Raw genomic sequence first — 20,432 nt, forward strand, 5'->3', positions numbered from 1 at the left:
CATGGAACCTTGGATACTCATAAAGAGGTAGATGTAAGGCTTGAAGTGGCCCCCGAAAGGCCCGGACACACTCCCCCACTTAGCTAAGTGGGGAGGAGTAATGTTGGTCATTTGACTAGCAGCCATTTCAAGATGGAAGTCCTCTCCGGGCCGGAATGTCGGGATTACGGTCAATGCCGTGCTGTCGGGTGTGACGGAGACGGATATGAATGCCGAGTGGCTGGCATCGCCGGACGCGCGCGCCGGCGCCGAAGCACTCTCGGCCTTTTCGCATCCCGAACAGCTCGTCACGCCGACATCAACTCAGCGACCAGACGCTGTCTGATCTCGTCCTTTAGTGCTGGATCGTCCTTTCCCCAAAGGCGGCCGCCCACCGCGAATCTGTTTCGCTGGAGATTGAATGACGTGCCATCGCCCACGAGCTGCTTCACGACTTTTTCCCGCTCCCCATCTTCTGCTTCTTGCGAAAGAAAAGGCGATTGTCGGATGATATTGCAGCGGATGAGTAGACCGGCAAGCGGCTACTGCATGCCGGCTGAAAGACCTGCATCATCTGCGTTTCGAACCCACTCGCTCGACCCGAGCATTGCCGTTTCGGCAAGGAGAGAACCGAAAATCGGCGCTTCTTAAGAACGCTCTAGTTTGTCATAGTTTGCTAAAGGCGCAGTTCCGAGCGCCGTAAGGCGAAGGTCATGGCTTACGTAATTACCGAACCCTGCATCGATACGAAGGATGGGGCCTGCACGGTCGCCTGTCCGGTCGATTGCATCTATGAGGGCGGAAGGATGTTCTACATTCAGCCGGAGGAATGCATCAATTGCGGGCTCTGTCTTTCTGTCTGTCCAGTCGACGCTATCTTGTGGGACGAGGAAATGCCAACGGAGCGGCTGTTCCTGCGCGAGGTCAATCGCGATTTCTTTGCCGATGACGTCACTGGATGGGGCGCCCCCGGTGGTTGGGACAAGAGCCGCGTCACCAGACTCGATCATCCTTTCGTGGCAGCCTATCGCAGCCCGACCGAAAGCGGAATCTGATAGAATGCTTGGAGCCTTTTCGTGACGCAGATCCGGATTTCCGGCGTGATCGCCGCCGTGCCCACACCTTTCGACGATCATGGCGATATCGATGATGCCGCCTTCATCGAACACGCCCGCTGGTGCCTTAATAATGGCTGCGATTTCCTGAACGTGTTGGGCACGACGGGTGAGGCCAACACTCTTTCCGCAACCCAACGCAGCGCTCTCATGATGACCGCGGCGCGGGAATTGGATGGTAGCAGGCTGATGGTCGGGACCGGCACGCCGGATCTGGAAACGACGGTTGCATTGACGCGCCGTGCCTTCGATCTTGGGTTTGCGGCAGCCCTCGTGCTGCCGCCCTATTACTAAAAGCCGGTTGAGGAAGAGGGCTTGTTTGCCTGGTTTGCCGAGCTTGTGAGAATGACGGCGGAGACGCCGATCGCGATCTACCTCTATAACTTCCCGCAATTGACCGGCATCGAGTTTTCACCCGCCTTGTCGGCGCGGCTTTCGCAGGCCTTTCCAAAGCGGATTCTTGGGGAGAAGGATAGTTCCGGCAATCTTGCCTATGCGCGCGAGCTTGCCAAGATCGCCGGCTTCGGCGTCTTCCCGAGTAGCGAGGCGGCGCTTGCCGATGCCGGTCGCGATGGCTATGCGGGCTGCATCTCGGCGACAGTCAACATCGACCCTTCCTCGTCGCAACGACTATGGCACGATCAGGGGAATGCCCAGCTGCTGGATCAGGTGCGTGGTCTACGGCAGGCCATCGCCACTCATCCCCTCATTCCGGCGGTCAAGTACCTGGTTGGCAAGCGCACCGGAAATGCAGTTTGGAACAGGGTGTTGCCGCCGCAATTGCCGATCAGCGACAAGAAAAGGCTCGAAAGCCTCGAAGCATTGCGGCTTGTCGCGCTGGTCGACGCATGATCTCCGCCTGGCTCGAAATCACGAGATCCCAGGCCAGGTCGCATAATAGGCACGCGTGGCTTCCGACAAAGCTCGAACAAGAGGACGTTGCTTCTTAAGCCTTGGCAGATCGGCTCTGGCCTGTGCCAGGAGCTCGAACAAGGCTGCGTCAAAGTCGGGGCCTGCCAGTTTTCCCTGGTGCATCACCTCCCGGCCCGCAATGACAAGCCCCTTTGCGTGTTTGGCGCTCATACGGGTCAGCAGGATTTCCGCCTCATCGAGGTCGTCGAACAGCGAGTCGGCGATCAAGGCCTGATAGTCAATGATGGTGAAATCTTCGGCTTCGTCTGCATTGATCACTTGGCCGCCCACGCGGATGACGGCATCGAACACATTCTGCGCCGTCAATCGTCGCGTCAGGCCGCGACCGCTCTGCAGGAGGTAGAGGAGCCGCATCTCCCGCCAGAGATCCTGATCGTCATCCAGTCCGGTGCCGTCGAGACCAATGGCGAAGGCCGGGCCGCCGATCTCTAGAGCGGAGGCGATCGGGGCGACGCCTGAGCGGAGGCGAAGATTGGCTGAGGGATTGCTGACGAGCTGCACGCCACGCTCGGCGAGCAATTCGAGTTCATCGGGGCGCAACTGGACGCCATGGGCAATGGCGAGCCGCGGCGACAGGAAGCCGATTTTGTCGAGATAGGTGATGACGCCCTCGGGGAAACGTCGATCGAGCCAGGCGCGCTGGCGCGGGCTCTCGAGCAGATGCATGTGGATACGCCGGCCACGCAGCGCGGAAGCCTCGGCAATCGCCTCCAGAAGCGCGTTCGAACACCATTGCGGGCCGATCGGGCCATACTGCACATCGATCAACGGATTGGTATTTGCGGCGGCGACAGCCTCGACGGCATCAAACTGTATGTGAATGGGAGCATAATTCGGAATCGTGCCGGCGAGCGCATCCCAATCGCCCTCGGAGAGAAACGGGCGTAATCGCTGCGGGCCGCCATCATAGGCCCAGGCATCGTGGTCGAGTAGTGGGCAGGAGAGGCCAAGTCGAATGCCGACATCGCCTGCGGCCCGCATAACCGCGCTCGCCTCATCGACCAGACGATCAACGTTGAGCGAGTTGTGGCAATGCATGGTCGCGCCGACGCCAGTTTTGGCAAGGCGGCCGAAGGCGACGAGCGCTTCGAGATAGGCATCCGTTCGCGGCCGCAGCCTGAGGCCCGGTATCCAGGCTTCCAGTGCGTCGTCGGCCGCGCCGAAATCGAGGGTGCGGATGCCGTAGCCATGATCGTGGGCATTGACAGGTGACGGCATGATCAGATCGCCGGGCAGCGCAGTCACAGCGTCGAATTGCGATGGCAGGTCTGCCAATCTGTCAAAGCACGTGGCCGGGCCATAGCCAGGACGTTTTAGCAGGCGGATCTTTTTCATGCTTTTCTCATCTGCTGACGATGGCTCTCAAATCCTCGCCGAACCGGCGCAACTCGGTATTCAGCAGCTCGATGACTGCTTGGCTAGCATGAGTTAGATGCCGATCGCGCGGTACGAAAATAGCGATATCGACAGTGCTGAGCTTGAAGTCCCTGATCGGGATGGCAACGATTTCGCCGGTTTGGATTTCCGGCCAGAGTCCAACCGGGGTAAAAAAACCAATGCCGTCACCCGACATGATCAATGGTTTGAGGAGGATTGGATTGTTGGATGCGACCAACGTTCGCCCCACACGATTGAGGCCCGCAAGTTCGACTGCTATCGCTGAGCTGACGACTTCGCTGTCGAGCGCCAGAAGCAGCTTATATTGGGCGCACTCTGGCAACGTCACCGATTTCGCCCGCGCCAATGGATGCGATGATGCGACCATGGCCATGAAGGCTGTGCGGATCGAACCCACAAGCTTGAGGTCATGTGGGGTCGCAAGGTCAAAGCTGATGCCGATATCAATGTCGCCAGCCGCCATGAAATGGAAAATATTGTTGTAGGCTCCTGCTCGCACGCGAAAGTCGACCGCAGGATGCAGCTTATGAAACCTCTTAATGAAATTAGGAAGAAATGTGACGAGCAGGCTGTCGAGAGCGGCGATATGGACGCGGCCCGTATTCTTTCCCTGAAGGTCGCCGAGATTGGACTTCATTACCTCGAAGTCCTGCAGCGTCTCCTTGGCATGGCGCAGCACGATTTCGCCGGCAGACGTTAGGCGCAAACCGTCGGAAAAGCGCTCGAACAACGGTGTCCCAAGCTCGTCTTCCAGTTTCTTGATCTGGCGGCTGACGGCGGAGGTTGCCACATGCAGCTCTTCGGACGCCTTGCGGATCGATCCCGAGCGTGCGACCTCGGTGAAATATTTCAGGATGCTGGCATGCATAGAAAGCCCTCGGCAATCTCGAAGCTATAGCATGCCTATCTGCCGCGCCAAATGGGCGCACGCTTCTCGCGGAAGGCCGCCACACCCTCCATGGCATCCTCGCTTTTCAGCGCCTTGATGAGGGCTGGCGTCCGCAATGCCTGCGCCTCGGCCGGGCTCAAATGCGCCGTGCGATTGACCGTCTGCTTGATCGCACGCAGCGACAGCGGCGCACAGGCAATGATATCGGAGACCCAGCCCTCAACAGCAGCATCAAGCTCGCCGGCCGAGACGACTTCGTTGACGATGCCGTAGCTCGCCATTTCCTGTGCGTCGAACTGCCGCCCTGTCAGCATCACGGCCATGGCACGATTGAACGGAATCTTGCGTTGCAGGAGCACCATACCGCCATCGAGCGGCATGCGGCCGACGCGTGCTTCTGGCAAGCCGAAGCGTGCCGTTTCCACCGCAATGACGATGTCGCAGCCGAGCACCATCTCGAAACCGCCGCCCAGCGCGTAGCCGTTGACTCGGGCGATGACGGGCACGTCGAGCGAGCGGCGGAAGGCAAGGCCGCCAAAGCCGTTTTCTCGCCCGACGGTCCAATAATCGACGCCGGAACTGCCGTTGCCGCCCTTGAGGTCGGCGCCTGCGCAAAAAGCCTTTTCGCCTGAGCCTGTCAGGACGACACAACTGATGTCGTCGCGTCTCTCGATCTCGGTCCAGATCGACTCCAGCCTTGCCTCGGTCTCCGCATCAACCGCATTCATCCGGTCGGGCCGGTCAAGCGTCACGCGGGCGACGCGGTCTTCTACAGTGAAGGAAACGCTCATGCGGCGTTTCCCTGCACCTCGGAAAGCGAGGCCAGAATTTCCTCATTGTGCTGGCCGAGCTGTGGCGGCGCGATCCGCACGGTGACCGGTGCGGCCGACATGTCGATCGGCGAACCGATCAAGCGGATCGGACCGGCGGCGGTCTCGCCTGCCTCCAGGATCATCTTGTTGATGATCGTCTGCTCGTCCTTCAGCGCCTCGGGGAGCGAACGCACCGGCGCGCAGAGGATATCGACGCCTTCCAGCCGGGCGATCCAGTGCGCGGTACTGTTCTTGGCGAAATTCTCACGGAAGATTGCCTGTAGCTCCGGCCGCCGGGCCATCTGCGCGTCGAAATCCTTGTACTGCGGATATTGCGAGAGATCCTCGATCTCAAGCGCTTCACAGATGTCGCGCAAGGGGTTCGGCTTGAAGGCGCCGACCATGACGATCGCGCTGTCCGTTGTCTCGAAAACACCCGTTAGCGGGAAGGCACCCCAGTTCAGGTCCTTCTGCCGCATCAGATGCGTCGTGCCTTCCTGCATCTGCATGGCGATCATGGAGTTGTAGAGGCTGACGGCGACCTGTTGACCTTCGCCGGTCTTGTCGCGTTGCAGCAGGGCGAGCAGGATGCCCTGGACGAGATGCATGCCGGCCGAATAGTCAGCAAGCGGCGTGGCATAGATTGAGGTCGGGTGGCTGTTGTCCGACTTACGGCGCATCACGCCGGAGACGGCCTGCGCCAGCACATCCTGACCGCCCTTGTGCTGATAGGGGCCGGTCAGCCCGAAGCCGGTGCCAACGGCATAGATCAGGCCGGGATTGATCTTTTTCAGGTCTTCATAGCCGAAGCCCATGCGTTCCATCACGCCAGGCCGGAAGTTGTTGACGACGACATCCGCGGTTTCGAGCAGCGCCTGGACGGTCTTGCGGGCGCCGGCCTCTTTCAGATCCAACGCCAGGCTCTTCTTGTTGCGGTTGAGCGAGCAGAAGACCGGATTGTTGAGCCCGTCTGGATCGGAGCCAAGTGACCAGCGCGAGAGATCGCCGATCTTGACCTTTTCGATCTTGATGACTTCGGCGCCGTAATCGGCCAGGACCTGCGTGCAGGAAGGTCCGAGCATGACCTGCGTGAAATCGATCGCGCGGATTCCGTCGAGTGGCAAAGTCGTCATTCTGCAGCCTCCAAATATGTCGCGTTCTCCGAGGGAGTGTCGCCTGGATCGGCTCCCTGAGCCCGCATCTGTTTCTGAATTGCCTTGATATCGGCCTTGCGAACGGTCGTGCCGGCATTGAGGGCAACCGTTGCTGCGACACCCGCCGCTTCGCCCATCGCCATGCAGGGCGGGATTTCGCGGCTGGATTTCTGCGCCTGCGGCGTTGCCGAATAATGCCGGCCGGCAACGATCAGCTGGTCGATCTCCTTGGGCAGCATGGCGCGGTAGGGCGTGTAGTAGTCACGGCCACGGCAAACCGTGTCGGCAAAATGGCGGCGGGTCATGACGTCGTCCTTCGTCACGACATAATCTCCCTGCAACAGCCGCGTTTGGCGTACGCCGGTCTGGGGCGCGAAATCGACAACGTAGGCATTCTCGAAGCCCGGCATTTTTTCGCGCGCGAAATCGAGCAGCTTTGCGATCCGCGAGCGGCCTTCCATCTCCGCTTTGGTCAGGTCATCGACCTTCAGACCACTCAGCGTCGGCATATGCGGGCAGTTCAACCAGACGACGCCGGGCAGCGGCGTTTTCAGCCACCAAAAGGACCAGCAGCCGCCGATCAGCCGCTTGGCTTCGTGATCGAGCGCCTTGAAGGTTTCCGGCTCCTGCAGTTCGAAACGTTCCGCCGCTTCCGTATCGACGCCACCCCAGCGCGAGACCGTCGTCAGAATGAAGTTGGATTCGACATGGGAAGCACCCGCGCTTGCAGCGACATCGAGATCGCCCGTCGTGTCGATGACGACATCACCGAGGATCGCCTGCATGCCTTCCTTGGTCTGGCAGATCACGCCCTTGAGCGCACCGCCATCGATGATCGCCGAGGAGAACCAGCTATGGGTTCTGAGCTTGATCTTCGCTTCGGCGATCATATCATAGGCGGCGCGCTTGAAGGCATCTGGATCGAAGGCGGCCGAAAAGCAGATCGGATGCGGCATCGACTGGGTGTGGAAGTCGAAGAGGCCCCAGCGTGCCCAACGCTGCCAAGCCTCCGGCGTGTCGCGGAACTCGATCAAGCGATCGCGATCGGTCGGCGTCACGCACAGACCCCAACGCTTCATGCGTTCGATCATCTCCATGCAGATGCCGCGCACCGTGATTTCGAGCTCGTTGATCATGTCGTCGAGCACCAGCACCATGCCACCGGCAGCAAGGCCGCCGACATAGGGATAGCGTTCGAGAAGCGTGACGCTGGCGCCGTTGCGTGCGGCCGAGACGGCTGCGGCAATCCCTGCCGGGCCTCCGCCGACCACGACCACATCGGAGCGATCGACGACACGGATATCCCGTGCAGGCTGGTGAATAACCTGTTCCATTGGTGTTCCCTCGATGTTTTCTAAGCTTTAGTGCTGTCCAGCCGGCTTCCAGCGGATCATCTTTGCCTCGGCGACCGAGACGATGAAGAAGAGAATCACGGCCAGCAGCGCGGCAATGACCACCGTCGCGTAAAGCAGCGGCGAGCGGAAATTATAGGTCGCCTCGATTATGAGGGCGCCGAGCCCGAAGCTGGAGCCGATCCATTCCGCCACGATCGCGCCCATGACGCTGCTCGTTGCGGCGATCTTCAGGGCAGCGAACAAGAATGGAAGCGAGCTTGGCAGGCGAACCTTCCAGAGGATCTCCGAATTGCTGGCCGAAAGCACCCGCATCAGGTCGAGCATGGCAGGGCTCGCGGAGCGTAGCCCCTGGACCATGTTGACCAGCGTCGGGAAGAAGCAGATCAGGCCGGCGATGATGATCTTCGGGGCGACGCCATTGCCGAAGATCAGGACGAGGATCGGCGCGAGCGCGATGATCGGGATCGCCTTGACGAAGACGGCGATTGGATAGAAGGCCTTCTCGGCAGTCGCGCTGTGGACGAACCAGATCGCCAGCAGGATGGCGACGAGATTGCCGAAGACGAAGCCGAGAACGGCCTCGAGCACGGTCGGCAGGAAGTTTCTGGTCAGTGTCGCGGCATTGTCGCGAAAGGCGTAGAGAACATCGAGTGGGCTCGGCGCCATGAAGGTCGGGATCTTGAAGATCCAGATGACCGCCTGCCAAAGCACGATGCAGCCGAGTGCCGCAAGGATCGCCGGCATATGGGAGGAGAGGACGCCGACGGTTGCGTCGAGAATGGCGACCTTGCGCGGCGCCTTGGCGATGTGGCCGATGTCAGAGTGCACTGCGTTGCTCATATGCATTCCTCCAGCAGTGCGCGCAGATGCGCGGTCACTTTGATGAAGTCGACCGTGTCGCGCATCGCAAGGGCGCGGGGAAAGGGAAGATCGACCTTCATGAACTCCTTCACCCGGCCGGGATGCGCCTGCAGCATCAGCACGTGCTGACCGAGGAAGACAGCCTCCGGAATGGAATGGGTGACGAAAACGATGGTCGTGCCCGTTTCGCGCCAGATGCGTAAGAGTTCCTCATTGAGCTTGTCACGGGTAATCTCGTCAAGAGCGCCGAAGGGCTCGTCCATCAGCAGGATACGCGGCTTGGTTATCAGGGCGCGGGCGATGGCGACGCGCTGGCGCATGCCGCCCGACAATTCGTGCGGCAGGGCATTTTCGCGACCCTTGAGGCCGACGAGGGCGAGCAGCTCCATGGGATCGGCGTAGGAGCTTTTGTCGTGCCTGCCGACTTCCAGCGGCAGGCGGACATTGTCGATGACGCTCCGCCACGGCAAAAGCGTTGCCTCCTGGAAGACGAAGGCAAAATCGCGACCCTGGCGTGCCTCTCGTGGCGGTCGGCCGAAAACCGAAACCGAACCGTCGCTGATGTCAACGAGATCGGCAATGCAGCGCAGCAAGGTCGACTTGCCGCAGCCGGATGGTCCGAGCATGGTGACGAACGACCGCTCCGGAATATCGACGGACACCTTGGAGAGGGCGGTGAACTCGCTGCCCTTGTCTCCGAAGCGGATGTCGAGGTTGCGAGTGGAGACTGCAAGCCTTGCTGTTTCGGCAACCGGCAGCGGCTGTTTGATGGTGGCGGCGCTCATCATGGCGTTCACCCGATCTGTTTGCGGATTTCGGTCGTCGCATCGAGGATCGCCATAGTGGCAACGTCGTCGACAGTCGGAACCGTGCCTTTAAACTGCTTCAGGTCGGCATAGGCCTTGATCTGAGCCGCCCAATTATCCTTGTTCATGGCGCCCCAGCCGGTCTGCTTGGTGCTGTCGCCGAAGGAGAAATCGATGACCGAACGAACGGCTTCGAGTTCGCTTGCCTTGTCGAGGTTCGGATAAGCGTCCACCAGCATGTCTACGGCTTCTTCCGGATGGTCGCGGACATAGCCCCAGCCCTTGGCGGCGGCCGTGGTAAAGCGAACCAGCACGTCGGAATGTTTGTCGAGCTGTTCATCGGTCGTATAATAGACGTTGGCGTAGAGCTGCAGGCCGGCGTCCCACAACATCATGTCGACGCGGTCGTCTCCGAGCACCTTCAGCGCATTCGTGTTCGTCACCCAACCGGTGACAGCATCGGCCTGCCCGGTCATCAGTTGGTTCATGTCGGAGCCCATGTTGACCATCTTCACCTTGTCCTCCGGAATGCCGTTCTGGGCGAGGAGGGCGCGCAGCAGGATGAAGGCTGTCGGCTGGGTGGCAATCGTCTTGCCGATCATGTCCTTCGGCTCGCGGATCGGCGCCTTTTTCAGCGAGAAATATGTAAAGGGATGCTTACGGTATCCGGCCAGGAACGCCTTGACCGGCATGCCGGCCGATCGCGCGAGCATGACGGACGGACTGGAGGAAATCTGCCCGATGGTGGATTGGCCTGCTGCAACGCCGGCGACGCCATCGACATTCGGGCCGCCGGGGACGATGGTTAGGTCGATTCCCTGCTCGGTGAAGAAGCCTTTCTTCTGTGCCGCGACTTCGCCGATGAGTCCGTTGGAAGCAAGCCAGCCGAGCTGCATGCGCACTTCGGCAACATCCGCGGCCTTGCCCGCACGGATGCCGACGAAGGTCTGGGTCGCAGCGAGACCTCCGACCAAGGCAGCATTGGACAGGAAACGGCGACGATTCATCATGAATTGAGACATGCTGATAGTTCCCCTGTTGATTGGGCGATCGGACTTTTCGTCTCGTTATCCACCAATGGCAGGGATGATGGGGGAATTCAGCGTTCTAATAAAGAACAATTATGCGTACTATCGATTGCCGAAAAGGCAACAGCGCCTGGGGTTCGTTTTGGCCGATGCGGGAGGTTATCCGCCGGTCGTGGACTCCCGGTGAGATGCCGGGGGAAGCGGGAGCCTATGCGGAAGTGATGGCGGATAACGGATACTCATATCGCGTAGCCTGCGGCGCAACGAGGGCGTCTTCGAGCCTTGGGTCTGTGACGCCTTTGATCGGGTTGAGCGTAAAATTGAAGCGTTCTGCCGGCGCTCTGTTTTCGGTTGTAATTAGCGAGCCGCGTAAGGAACGCCCCGAAGCCCGATAGTATCCACATGGCTCAAGCAGGAAGTCCCCCCGTGACGAGAAATTGCACCTGGGACATTGGCAAGTCTGTAGCTGGATCTCGCGAACCGTAAATCACATGTGTCTTTCATTCGGCATTCGGTGCCCTGCTCAGGTTTGCGTCGAACCAGACGATCTTCAAATATTCTCCAAGGGCTTGAGAAGCTTCACGCAAGTTTTACGAGCGTCGCGGGGTCCGTCTTGCAAATGGGCTGGTGCAATGTAACGTCCAGCTTTTCTGAATGTGTGAGGGTAAATGTCGAACGATCGCGGGTCCCGTGCCTTGTTGAAGCAAAAAGCTTACCGGTTCGGCGATTTCCGAGTGCTGCCAGAGGGCCAAGCTCTCCTGCATAAGGAACAGCCCGTCGCGCTCGGCGGGCGAGGTTTCGATATATTGACCCTGCTCGTAGGACGGGCTGGCGAGGTGGTCAGCAAAGCAGAGTTGTTCGCCCATGTATGGCCGGACTATATCGTTCACGATCATAACCTGAAGGTCAATGTCGGCAACCTTCGACGTACGCTCGCCAAACTTGATCCCGCCACGGAATACATCGCAACAATCGCTGGCCGCGGCTATAAGTTCGTCGCCGTAGTGGAGAGCGATCACCCGGCGGCGGCACGGCACATTGCTTCAATCAACAGTCATCGTACCGCTCCACCCCAGGTGCGACGGCTCCTTGGCCGTGATGACGCAATCCGGAAAATCTCCGAGCAGCTCGATCAACCGGGTTACGTCACAATCGTAGGTCCAGGCGGGGCCGGAAAAACGTCACTTGCCGTCACGGTTGCTCAGCATTGCTGCGGCGCAGCGGAAGCCATCGCCTTTGTCGATCTCTCGACGGTCAGCGATCCCCGGTTTGTGGTGCCCGCGATAGCCTCCGCCCTCGGTATTTCGCTGGGATTTGACGATCCGATTGCAGGCGTGATCGACGTGCTTCGCAGCAGCAACCTGCTTCTGATCATCGATAATTGTGAGCACGTCATTGCGATGGCCGCGACGATCGTCGAGCGGATATCATCAGAGGTTCCTGCGGCCCGTATTCTAGCAACCAGCCGCGAGCCGCTGCGAACACGGCACGAGCAGATCCATTTTCTCTCCGGGCTCGCCTACCCAGACCAGTCGAAGGCGCTCTCCGCGAGTGACGCGCTGCAGTTTCCGGCGGTCCAGCTCTTTATCACCAAGGCGCACGGCTCTGGCCTTACAGAACCAACCGACGATTATGTCCGCAGTGTCGTATCGATCTGCACACGATTGGAAGGCTTGGCACTAGCGATCGAATTGGCCGCCGGCACGGCCGGTGTCCTCGCCCCCGAGGCAATCGAAGACCTCTTCAAAGATGGCTTCGATTCGATGAGCCGGGGAGCAAGGGATGCGCCTTTGCGCCACCAGACTCTGGAGGCCACCCTCGACTGGAGCTATAGGCTTCTGCCCGACCGCGAGGCTGTCTTGCTTGATCTGCTTTCCGTGTTTTCGGGCCGTTTTAATGCCGACGACGTGGAGGCAATGTATTCCGCGGGTGCTCTCGAACCTATGACGGGACGCGACGCCCTGTCTCAACTTGTGGCAAAATCCCTCGTCTCCTCGGATTACGATGGCGGTACTGTGAACTACAGGCTGGCCGAGAGCACCGGCACCTATGCTGCGCGGCGTCTCTTTGGTTCACCCTACAGGGAGAAAGCAAGGCGACAATTTGCTGTCCGGATAAGAGATAAGCTGCAGATCGCCGAACGGGAATGGTCGTCACAGACGTCGCGCGAATGGTTACGGAGATATCGCAGGCAGATCGACGACGTTCGTGCTGCGATCGGCTGGGCGTTCGATCCTGCAGGCGACGCAGAGTTGGGCGTCGAACTGGTGGTCGCTGCATTGCCGCTGTGGCAGGAGCTTTCGGCGTTCAGGGAAATGCTGGCGGCCATCGACCTTGTAGGCGAACACAGCGCTGCGCTATCAGGGCTGGCACCTCTGGGCCGAACCAAGCTTTCCACGGCGCAGGCCTGGGCCATGACGCTGGCGCGCCACATGCATCCGCAAACCGACAACGCCTGGCGCGAAAGCATTCTTCATGCGACTGGATCGCGCGACTCAGAATTTCAGATACGCTCGGTCTGCGGGCAGGCAGTCTTTCTTGCCTATTCTGGTCGGCCGCGCACGGCATTGCGCAGCATGAACGATTTTGCGGCGGCAAAGGGTCTGAACTGGGCGACTGCGCCTGACGGCAAGCGCCTGTTGGCGCATATCCAGATCTACGCAGGCGAGCTGACTTCTGCATCGGGCCATTTAGGGGCGCTGATGGACGACTGGGGTGAATTGGAGGATGGTTATGGATTGTCTCGATTTCAGGTCGATTTGCCCGTTGCCATTCGTCTGTCTCAAGCATTTTTGTCTTGGTTACAGGGTGACACTGACCGTGCCTCCAATCTGGTCGGCCGTGCCATCGATCGAGCCGCCGATCTCGATCACATGATATCCCTCGGCAATGCGATCTCGCTGGCGGCCCTGCCGATCGCTTTCGTGGAGGGCGACCTGGAAGCTGCTGCGCAGCTTCAGCAACAACTTGCCGAAGTCAGCCGGCGTGAAAGTGTCGGCATTTACGAGGGAACAGCCAAGTTCTTTGCAGGCGCCATCCAGTCGGCCCGAGGGGACGATGCCGGTTTCACCTTCATGCAAGACAGTATCACCGGATTGCTCCGGGGAAGCTGGCGTGTTCGCGTTCCCTTCTACCGTAGCCTGATGGCGGAAGCCTATATTAAGGCAGGTGAGATGCAACTTGCGGAGGATAGTCTGCGTGCCGTGCTTGGAGAAATCGGGATCCGTGAGGAACGTTGGTGTCATCCGGATCTTTGGCGCGTCGCCGGAATGATCGAAGCCGGAAACGCCCGTCCGCACCAAGCAATGCGCTATTTTCAGAAGTCTTTGGATTGCGCGCGCGCCATGGGTGCAGGTGCCGCAACCAAGCGGACCCAGCATGCCATGGCTGCAATGGACCTGCGCTGACCTGGCGCTCCAATCTTAGATTTGTGGATTGCCACCGCTCAGACTTTTCGTGAGTCGAGGCGCTCCCGAAGAGACGCATTTTCCTGCTCGAGCAGAGCGACCTTGTTCATAAGGTGTTGCGAGGCTGCCAGAAATTCGGCTTCTGTATATCGCGGCACGATATGCTGCGGACAGTTCCAGTCGAACGCCTCAAGCTTCAGTCTGAAAATGCGCTCGGCCGTGGCGCCATAATCACCGTTAGTGACTGTCGCCGTGAGCGCCGGATCCGCGTCGAGTGCCAGCTTCTCCGCACGGGCATAGATCTTCAGACGCGCACGGGCCGGATAGTCCATTAGAAACAAGCATGTCCGGTCGTTCTCAGCCAGATTGCCGGTGCTGATATACTGGCGATTGCCGCGGTAATCGACAAAGGCGAGCGTGCGATCGTCGAGGACCTTTAGGAAGCCCGGAGGCCCGCCGCGATGCTGGACGTAAGGCCAACCCGTTTCCGAAACCGAGGCCATGTAGAAGCTGTCTCGCTCTGCGATGAACGCGGTTTCTCTGGTCGAAAACCGGTCGAATTCGCGGTGCCCTTTGAAGTCGGACCAAAGGTGATCCGCTCCCATTTCCGCTTGTGCCCTGCGAACTGCAGGAGTGACTGCGATATCCATGAAACCATATGACATGTCGTGTCTCGCTCTTGTTTGGTCAGTTTCGCGGGCTGCAGGTCGAATGCGAGCCTAGCTCGCCTCCCTCGCGGCCTGCTGCGCGCGCGTAGCTCTCGGCGACGGCTACATAGTTGGGTGCTGCAAGTCCGTAGAGCTTGCCGAGTTCGGCAACTTCGGGCCGCGCCCAGGTGCGGTGAAGCTCGGACAGCAATGCGTTGGTCGATGTCGGTTTGACGCCACCCTGCACGAAGCGGGCGAGCGAAATGCGCGAGGCCATTTCGCTGGGATCCCCCGAAGCATCGACTACCGCATAGACGTCGTAGCCGGCGGCGCGGGCGTCGAGCGCCGGAAACATCACGCAGACGCTGGTCCAGACGCCCGCCATGATGAGCGTGTTGCGGCCGGTCGAGCGAACCTGGACGACGAAATCGTCATTGTCCCATGCATTCACTTCGCCCTTGCGCGGCAGATAGACGGCGTGCGGTGCATATTCGTGGATCTCGGGCATCAGCGGACCATTGGTTCCGGAAGGTTCCGAGGCGGTCGTGATGACCGGGATATTCAGGAGCGTCGCGAGCCTGGCGATCATCTCCACATTCCGGCGCAGATCCGAGACCGAGATGTCCTTGACCGTCTGGAACAGCCCGGACTGGTGATCAAGCAACAGGATCAGGGCGTCGGAGGGATCGATGAGCGTCGCGCCGCCGCCGGTCGGAAGCACGCTCGACTTGGATTTGCTATTGTACATGGTCGTTATCCCTGCTTGAGTTTCAGTTATTGAGTGAGAGTTCGCGCTAGGAAGTCGCGCATAACGGGGATCATCTCGTCCGCCTTGTCTTCGAGGGCGAAATGTCCGGTGTCGAAAAAAGAAGTTCGGCGTCGGGCAGGTCGCGCAGGAAGGCTTGCGCGCCTGCGGGGAGGAAAATGGGATCATTCTTACCCCAGAGGATCAGGGCCGGCGGCCGATGCGCGCGGAAATAGGCGTGAAAGGCTTGGTAGAGTGTGACGTTGGTGCGGTAGTCGTAGATGATGTCCAGCTGAATTTCCACGCTTCCCGGGCGGTCGAGGAAGAACTGATCGTACAGCCACGCCGCAGGATCGATCCGCGCCTCGTCCTTTGTGCCGGCGAGATAATGGAAGCGCGTGCCGTCGAGTGACAGAAAAGGCCGCACCGCGTAGCGGTTTACCGAGCCGTTGTCGGCCCAGTAAGCGCGCGTCGGCGCCCAAAAGTCCCCCATGCCATTTTCATAGGCGTTGCCGTTCTGGATGATCAGAGCGGTCACCCGCTCGGGGTGTGCAAGCCCCACGCGAAACCCCGTCGGTGCGCCATAATCCATGACGTAGAGAGCATAGCGTTCGACATCCAGTTGCTCGAGAAGGCTGGCGACGACTTTCGAGAAGGTGGCAAAGCCGTATTCGAAGTCGCTGGAAGAAGGCATTTCTGACAGACCAAACCCCGGAAGGTCGGGCGCGATCACATGATAGCGGTCGGCGAGCGCTGGAATGAGGTTGCGGTACATGTGCGACGAGCTCGGAAAGCCATGAAGCAACACCACGACAGGTGCGCCCCGCTCTCCCGCCTCGCGGTAGAATATTTTCACTCCGGCAACGCTGGTGGTTCGGTGGTAGGTCACGGGCCGCATCATTGACCGTCACCTTGGGTCGCCGTTGCGGCCGAGGCGGCGGCCGCGATGAACACGGCGACTTCCTGCGGGTGTGACATCATTACGGCGTGACTGCTGTCGATTTCGGTGATCGCTGCTCCTGCGCGCTCAGCCATCCGGCGCTGCGCACTTGGCGGCACCATCCTATCGGCGGAAGCGACGAGATAGAAGCTGGGTCTGATCTTCCATGCGGCGCGCGTGAGAGGCGCGACGACGGCCGCACGGCCCCAAGGTAACTGCGTCGCTGCCATGAACCGCGTGGTCGCGGGGCGACATCGGCTGCGAAGGCTTCGGGAAAGCGGGCGGGGTCTACAACGAGGTAGCCGTCCTGCGGGGGCAGCAACGGTGCCTTCGTCTCGCCGGGCTCTTCCGGAGCTTCGTTCAGCGCCGCGACGGACTCGCCCACATCGGGCACGAAAGCCGCAATATAAGCCAGCGCTTGGACCTTTGGGTTGGCGCCGACTTCGGTGATGACGGCCCCACCGTAGCTGTGGCCCACCAGGAGCACCGGGTGGGGAGTCTCGGCAATCAGGCGCTCGGTGGTGGCAACGTCCCCCTCAAGCGAGGTGGTTGGGTGCTGGGCGACGAGCACTTCAAATCCACGGTCGATAAGTTCGCCATGGACCTGTTGCCATCCCGAGCCGTCGACAAAGGCACCATGCACAAGGACGATCGAGAGAGATGGCGCCCCAGTTGCCTGGGTGCCCAAAGAGGGATTGGTCATGTCTCTTCCTTTCAAGATGTTGGCCGCAGGGCGAGTGGCCCCGCGGGACGCATCACTTGCAAAGCTTGCGGTCGAGGAAATCGCGAATAAGCGGCGCCATCACGTCAAGCTTGTCCTCGAGGGCGAAATGGCCGCTGTCGAGAATGTGCATCTCGGCGTTGGGCAGATCGCGAAGATAGGGGTGTGCGCCGGGTTCGGGGAAGATCTTGTCGTTCTTGCCCCAGACGATCAGTGTCGGCGGTTGGTGGTCGCGGAAGAAGGCTTGAAACTGCGGGTAGAGCGGAACATTGCTGCCGTAGTCGCCCAGAAGATCCAGCTGAATGTCCTTGTTGCCCGGTCGATCGAGCAATGCCTGATCGACGACCCAGTTGTCGGGGCTAATGTGCGCGACATCACCCATGCCATCGGTATATTGGAACTTCGTGGTTTCGAGCGTCACCAGGCCGGCAAGAGCTTCCCGGCGCTCTGGCGTCTTCTCGGCCCAGTAGGCCTTGATCGGATCCCAGAATGCGGCGAGGCCTTCGGTATAGGCGTTGCCGTTCTGCACGATCAGGGTTTCGACCCGGTCTGGATGTTTCAGCGCCAGCCGGTATCCGATCGGTGCGCCGTAATCCATGACGTACATGCTGTAGCGATCGGCACCAACCTTTTCAGTCAGCTTGTCGACGATGTTGGTCAGGTTCGCGAATGTATATTCGAACTTTGTGTGGTCGGGCGCGTCACTCTGGCCGTAGCCGGGATAGTCGGGCGCGATCACGCGGTAGCGGTCAGCCAGCAGGGGGATGAGGTTTCGGAACATGTGTGACGAGGTCGGAAATCCATGCAGGAGCAGGACGACCGGCGCGTCCTTGGGGCCTGCTTCGCGATAGAAGACCTTCACGCCGTCGATCGTCGTGTTTTTGTACTGAATGACCGGAACAGCTTTCGCGGTGATGACCGCGTTGTTCGGCCCGCAGCGGGCTTCGGCTGCAACGGGCGAGATGGCAATAAGAAGTGCGATGGCGCTGACGAGATGCTTTTTCATGATCCTCACCTTTCCAAAATGGGTGCGGATCCAACATCAGCACCTCTGAAAAGAGGACTACCATCGGCGGTCTTTGGCCTTGGGATAAATAAAGGTAAAAAGTTGAACGGCCCGGCGTCATTGGAAGCCATGCCCGTTTGCTGTACTTTTCTAGCGACCGCAATCTATGTCCATTGTAGAGGACATTTTCGCGGGAAATCAGGGTGATAGGTTCTTGGAGCGTGCTGGTTCCGGGTTCGAATCCGTTCAAGAGCATAAAATGGGACTGACTCTGCGAGGCAACCAATCATAATCTCGAGAACTGGAATAACCCGCGCGCCGATGGGCTAAGTGATTGCTGATGGCGGTGCAAACTACGCCATCAGCAACACGATTATTGGGGCTAGCCTTCGAGGAAGCCGGCGGCCACCGCTGAGGTGCTGTTGACGCCGACGGCAAGATTGACGTTCTTTACGATCACGGCGCCGCCGGCGCGGAGGTCGTCTGCTTCCTTGAGCGCGCCCGAGGCGGGTGTCGGCAATGGGGTAATGGTTCCCGCATTGATGTCTGCCACCCACAAACCTTTTTCGTCTGGAAATCCGATAACAACAACTCGTGCCATAAGTCCGTCTTCCTTTTTTGCGTTGGTGTTTCAAAATCCTGCCTTGCGCAGTCCTTCGCGGTACAGGTCCTTTTGCCACTGTTCCTTCATGACGATCATGGACAGCCATTTGTCCACATCGAAATCGGGAATGCTTGCCCTTACATTGCGAACAAAGGACCGTGCCTTCTTCATATCGCCGAGCATCGCCCAGCAGGCGGCCGACAACCGATCGGCCAGACCGCTATCATGCATCATGGCGATATAGGATAATGCCGTCTCGAATTGGTAGAGACAATAGCTGGCGCCGGCCGCCGTCCAGAGATAGGTATCGGGAGTCAATGGATTGAGATCAATTGCATTGGCGATCTTTTCCAGCGCGTCGGCCGGCCGCGAGGCATGCACCAGCGTATCGGCATAATCCGCGATGATGTCGGCATAATGCGGGCTAAGGGTTTCGGCAAGGTTCAGCGCGTTGACGCTCTCGTCGATATCGCCCTGCGCCAGCTTTACGATCCCCCGTTCGCGGTACCCGCCCGCCAGATCCTCACCGACGGAAATCGCCTTGGTGGAAAACTCCGCAGCCGAGGCCAACAGTTGCTCGTCACCTCGCATCGTCAGTAACCATTCCTTGGTATAGGTGCGCGCTAGGCCACTGAGCGCCGGCGCGAAGTGTGGATTCTTCTGTAACGCGGTGCGGAACTCCCGCCGCGCCCTGCGCAAATTGGGCAGGGTCAGTTCTTTCAGATGGCGCTGTCCCACGAGGTAGCTGTGATAGGCATCGGGGCTTGCTTCATAATAGGCACGCGACAGGCTATCGCGCTCGATGTGAGACGCAACGATCAGCGCGATTCGCTTCGAGAGTTCGCGCCTGTGTAGCGTGAGATTCGAGGAATCAAGGCTGAAGCGTTCGGCCCAGATGATCTCGTCATTGGCAAAGAAGACCAGCTGGGCGAAGAGCGATACTTCCTGAGCGTAGCTTATGCGGGTATCCAGTATGTAGGAGATACCATGCCGTTCGAAGACCGCCGCCTTGTTAGGATCGCGTGAGAACTGTCTGGCGGTATGCGGGGCAATCACTCGAACGCTCTTCAGACTGCAAAAGCCGATGGTGATATCTTCGATCAATGAAGCAGCAACAAGCGTCGCTACGATACTCTCGCTGTCGTTCTGGGGCGGCAATAACGCTAACCGTGGCACATCCAGTTTTCGGCCGCCATAGGGCGGGGCGATGGGCAGAGGACGTGCCAGAAGCGAATCGCGGGCTTGCGCGAACTGCTTGTTGAACATGCGACTGGCGAGTTGCAGGGGCAGCGGTTCCGTCTCGGCATCCGAAAGGACAACACGCGCGTCGCCAACAAGGGGCAAAGTCGTTCCATCCAGTGCGCCATCGTGAACGCCGGACTCGAGAAGAAACCTCTGCACCTCCTCGTCGTGTGGATGCAACCGGAAGATCTGCAGGGCCACCTTGCGGATCGCCATATCCGATTCTGTTGCCGATATGGTTGTCAATGCACGCTTGAAGACGCGCAAAAGCAGATTAGAAAAGGCCCCGCGCTTCTGCTTGACCCAGAGATCGAGCAGCGTGTCGATCGGCTCGAAACCCTCTAAAAAATCGCCCTTCATGGCCTCGGCCACGCGGTACAATGCCTGCAATGGCTCCTCGTCCTCCGCGATGTCAAGCAATGATAGATCCGAGGTCAGGGCCTCGACCTCAACGCGGATCGTCGTTGGTGTAAAGGTCAGAAAGTCGACGCCGAGTTCGCGCTGACAGCTTTTGACGCGAGCGATGGTCTGGCGCATATTGGCGAGCAGCCCGGCGCGATCTTCACCGCTCCATAACAAGGTCGCAATATCGGTTCGGCTGGCCTCGAACTGTTTGGTATCGAGCAGATAGCATATCGCTAACAGGCCTTTATCTGGAAACGATACATAGCCAAGTTTGTTCGTAAGGCGCAGGTGACCAAATGTGTGAAGAGTGAACAAGGTTTCCCGTTCCGCGTATGCATGATGAAAAATGACCTAAGGTCCCACATTGCAACCTGCGCGGCCCCAC

Annotated in this window: 16 protein-coding genes and 3 pseudogenes; 4 read left to right on the forward strand and 15 right to left on the reverse strand. The window is 59.5% G+C overall.

What is annotated here, in order from left to right; all coding sequences use genetic code 11:
- Nucleotides 1-160: 160 nt before the first annotated feature.
- From FP026_RS30880 to FP026_RS25520, 3 genes and pseudogenes are all read left to right on the forward strand, one after another.
- Nucleotides 161-271 (forward strand): annotated as a pseudogene (locus tag FP026_RS30880) (short-chain dehydrogenase); the annotation flags it as partial.
- A gap of 421 nt (nt 272-692) precedes the next feature.
- Nucleotides 693-1,034 carry a ferredoxin gene (gene fdxA, locus FP026_RS25515; protein WP_149637374.1) on the forward strand — a complete coding sequence of 114 codons (342 nt, stop codon included), beginning with the start codon at nt 693-695 and terminating at the stop codon, nt 1,032-1,034.
- 21 nt (nt 1,035-1,055) lie between these two features.
- Nucleotides 1,056-1,946, forward strand: a pseudogene (locus FP026_RS25520) (dihydrodipicolinate synthase family protein).
- Nucleotides 1,947-1,964: 18 nt separating this feature from the next.
- On the opposite strand, the gene FP026_RS25525 reads toward FP026_RS25520, so the two are convergent.
- Genes FP026_RS25525 through FP026_RS25560 form a run of 8 tightly spaced genes read right to left on the reverse strand, consistent with a single transcriptional unit; the run spans nt 1,965 to nt 10,324 of the window.
- The gene (locus FP026_RS25525) at nt 1,965-3,362 is read right to left on the reverse strand and encodes an amidohydrolase family protein (protein ID WP_149637375.1); all 1,398 of its coding nucleotides are present in this window, start codon (nt 3,360-3,362) and stop codon (nt 1,965-1,967) included.
- 7 nt (nt 3,363-3,369) lie between these two features.
- On the reverse strand, nt 3,370-4,293 hold the full coding sequence (locus FP026_RS25530; protein ID WP_149637376.1) for a LysR family transcriptional regulator: 924 nt from the start codon (nt 4,291-4,293) through the stop codon (nt 3,370-3,372).
- 35 nt (nt 4,294-4,328) lie between these two features.
- Nucleotides 4,329-5,105, reverse strand: a complete 777-nt coding sequence (locus FP026_RS25535; protein WP_149637377.1) for an enoyl-CoA hydratase-related protein — start codon at nt 5,103-5,105, stop codon at nt 4,329-4,331.
- Nucleotides 5,102-6,259 (reverse strand): CaiB/BaiF CoA transferase family protein, encoded by a 1,158-nt coding sequence (locus FP026_RS25540; protein WP_149637378.1) that lies wholly within the window; start codon nt 6,257-6,259, stop codon nt 5,102-5,104. Before FP026_RS25540 ends, FP026_RS25535 begins: the two co-directional genes overlap by 4 nt.
- Nucleotides 6,256-7,614, reverse strand: a complete 1,359-nt coding sequence (locus FP026_RS25545; protein WP_149637379.1) for an FAD-dependent oxidoreductase — start codon at nt 7,612-7,614, stop codon at nt 6,256-6,258. The genes FP026_RS25540 and FP026_RS25545 overlap by 4 nt, the downstream gene beginning before the upstream one ends.
- Before the next feature lie 27 nt (nt 7,615-7,641).
- Nucleotides 7,642-8,475 (reverse strand): ABC transporter permease, encoded by an 834-nt coding sequence (locus FP026_RS25550; RefSeq protein ID WP_149637380.1) that lies wholly within the window; start codon nt 8,473-8,475, stop codon nt 7,642-7,644.
- Nucleotides 8,472-9,284, reverse strand: a complete 813-nt coding sequence (locus tag FP026_RS25555; protein WP_149637381.1) for an ABC transporter ATP-binding protein — start codon at nt 9,282-9,284, stop codon at nt 8,472-8,474. The genes FP026_RS25550 and FP026_RS25555 overlap by 4 nt, the downstream gene beginning before the upstream one ends.
- 5 nt (nt 9,285-9,289) lie before the next feature.
- The gene (locus FP026_RS25560; RefSeq protein ID WP_149637382.1) at nt 9,290-10,324 is read right to left on the reverse strand and encodes an ABC transporter substrate-binding protein; all 1,035 of its coding nucleotides are present in this window, start codon (nt 10,322-10,324) and stop codon (nt 9,290-9,292) included.
- Between the two features lie 674 nt (nt 10,325-10,998).
- Between FP026_RS25560 and FP026_RS25565 the strand changes: the two genes are divergently transcribed.
- Nucleotides 10,999-13,737, forward strand: coding sequence for an ATP-binding protein (locus tag FP026_RS25565; protein WP_149637383.1), 2,739 nt, complete (start codon nt 10,999-11,001; stop codon nt 13,735-13,737).
- 38 nt (nt 13,738-13,775) lie between these two features.
- Here the strand turns inward: FP026_RS25565 and FP026_RS25570 are convergent, their stop codons facing one another.
- From FP026_RS25570 to FP026_RS25600, 7 genes and pseudogenes are all read right to left on the reverse strand, one after another.
- Entirely contained in the window at nt 13,776-14,402 is a 627-nt protein-coding gene (locus tag FP026_RS25570) for a pyridoxamine 5'-phosphate oxidase family protein (RefSeq protein ID WP_149637384.1), read from the reverse strand.
- Between the two features lie 22 nt (nt 14,403-14,424).
- Nucleotides 14,425-15,132, reverse strand: a complete 708-nt coding sequence (locus tag FP026_RS25575) for an isochorismatase family protein (RefSeq protein ID WP_149637385.1) — start codon at nt 15,130-15,132, stop codon at nt 14,425-14,427.
- Between the two features lie 70 nt (nt 15,133-15,202).
- A complete protein-coding gene (locus FP026_RS25580) occupies nt 15,203-16,030 on the reverse strand; it encodes an alpha/beta fold hydrolase (RefSeq protein ID WP_246665449.1) in 828 nt (275 codons plus the stop codon).
- Nucleotides 16,027-16,772, reverse strand: a pseudogene (locus tag FP026_RS25585) (alpha/beta hydrolase). The gene FP026_RS25580 and the pseudogene FP026_RS25585 overlap by 4 nt, the downstream one beginning before the upstream one ends.
- A gap of 52 nt (nt 16,773-16,824) precedes the next feature.
- A complete protein-coding gene (locus FP026_RS25590; protein WP_149637386.1) occupies nt 16,825-17,796 on the reverse strand; it encodes an alpha/beta fold hydrolase in 972 nt (323 codons plus the stop codon).
- Nucleotides 17,797-18,178: 382 nt separating this feature from the next.
- Nucleotides 18,179-18,397 carry a hypothetical protein gene (locus tag FP026_RS25595; protein WP_149637387.1) on the reverse strand — a complete coding sequence of 73 codons (219 nt, stop codon included), beginning with the start codon at nt 18,395-18,397 and terminating at the stop codon, nt 18,179-18,181.
- Nucleotides 18,398-18,427: 30 nt separating this feature from the next.
- Nucleotides 18,428-20,362 carry a hypothetical protein gene (locus FP026_RS25600; protein WP_149637388.1) on the reverse strand — a complete coding sequence of 645 codons (1,935 nt, stop codon included), beginning with the start codon at nt 20,360-20,362 and terminating at the stop codon, nt 18,428-18,430.
- Nucleotides 20,363-20,432: the final 70 nt, after the last annotated feature.

Origin of the sequence: Martinezella tropici, assembly GCF_008370325.1 — a bacterium.
In the GTDB taxonomy this organism is placed as follows: domain Bacteria; phylum Pseudomonadota; class Alphaproteobacteria; order Rhizobiales; family Rhizobiaceae; genus Rhizobium; species Rhizobium tropici_B.

Coding starts and splice junctions, on each gene's coding strand:
- fdxA (WP_149637374.1), top strand. CDS start 693: ATGGCTTACGTAATTACCGAACCCTGCATCGATACGAAGGATGGGGCC.
- FP026_RS25525 (WP_149637375.1), bottom strand. CDS start 3,362: ATGAAAAAGATCCGCCTGCTAAAACGTCCTGGCTATGGCCCGGCCACG.
- FP026_RS25530 (WP_149637376.1), bottom strand. CDS start 4,293: ATGCATGCCAGCATCCTGAAATATTTCACCGAGGTCGCACGCTCGGGA.
- FP026_RS25535 (WP_149637377.1), bottom strand. CDS start 5,105: ATGAGCGTTTCCTTCACTGTAGAAGACCGCGTCGCCCGCGTGACGCTT.
- FP026_RS25540 (WP_149637378.1), bottom strand. CDS start 6,259: ATGACGACTTTGCCACTCGACGGAATCCGCGCGATCGATTTCACGCAG.
- FP026_RS25545 (WP_149637379.1), bottom strand. CDS start 7,614: ATGGAACAGGTTATTCACCAGCCTGCACGGGATATCCGTGTCGTCGAT.
- FP026_RS25550 (WP_149637380.1), bottom strand. CDS start 8,475: ATGAGCAACGCAGTGCACTCTGACATCGGCCACATCGCCAAGGCGCCG.
- FP026_RS25555 (WP_149637381.1), bottom strand. CDS start 9,284: ATGATGAGCGCCGCCACCATCAAACAGCCGCTGCCGGTTGCCGAAACA.
- FP026_RS25560 (WP_149637382.1), bottom strand. CDS start 10,324: ATGTCTCAATTCATGATGAATCGTCGCCGTTTCCTGTCCAATGCTGCC.
- FP026_RS25565 (WP_149637383.1), top strand. CDS start 10,999: ATGTCGAACGATCGCGGGTCCCGTGCCTTGTTGAAGCAAAAAGCTTAC.
- FP026_RS25570 (WP_149637384.1), bottom strand. CDS start 14,402: ATGTCATATGGTTTCATGGATATCGCAGTCACTCCTGCAGTTCGCAGG.
- FP026_RS25575 (WP_149637385.1), bottom strand. CDS start 15,132: ATGTACAATAGCAAATCCAAGTCGAGCGTGCTTCCGACCGGCGGCGGC.
- FP026_RS25580 (WP_246665449.1), bottom strand. CDS start 16,030: ATGATGCGGCCCGTGACCTACCACCGAACCACCAGCGTTGCCGGAGTG.
- FP026_RS25590 (WP_149637386.1), bottom strand. CDS start 17,796: ATGAAAAAGCATCTCGTCAGCGCCATCGCACTTCTTATTGCCATCTCG.
- FP026_RS25595 (WP_149637387.1), bottom strand. CDS start 18,397: ATGGCACGAGTTGTTGTTATCGGATTTCCAGACGAAAAAGGTTTGTGG.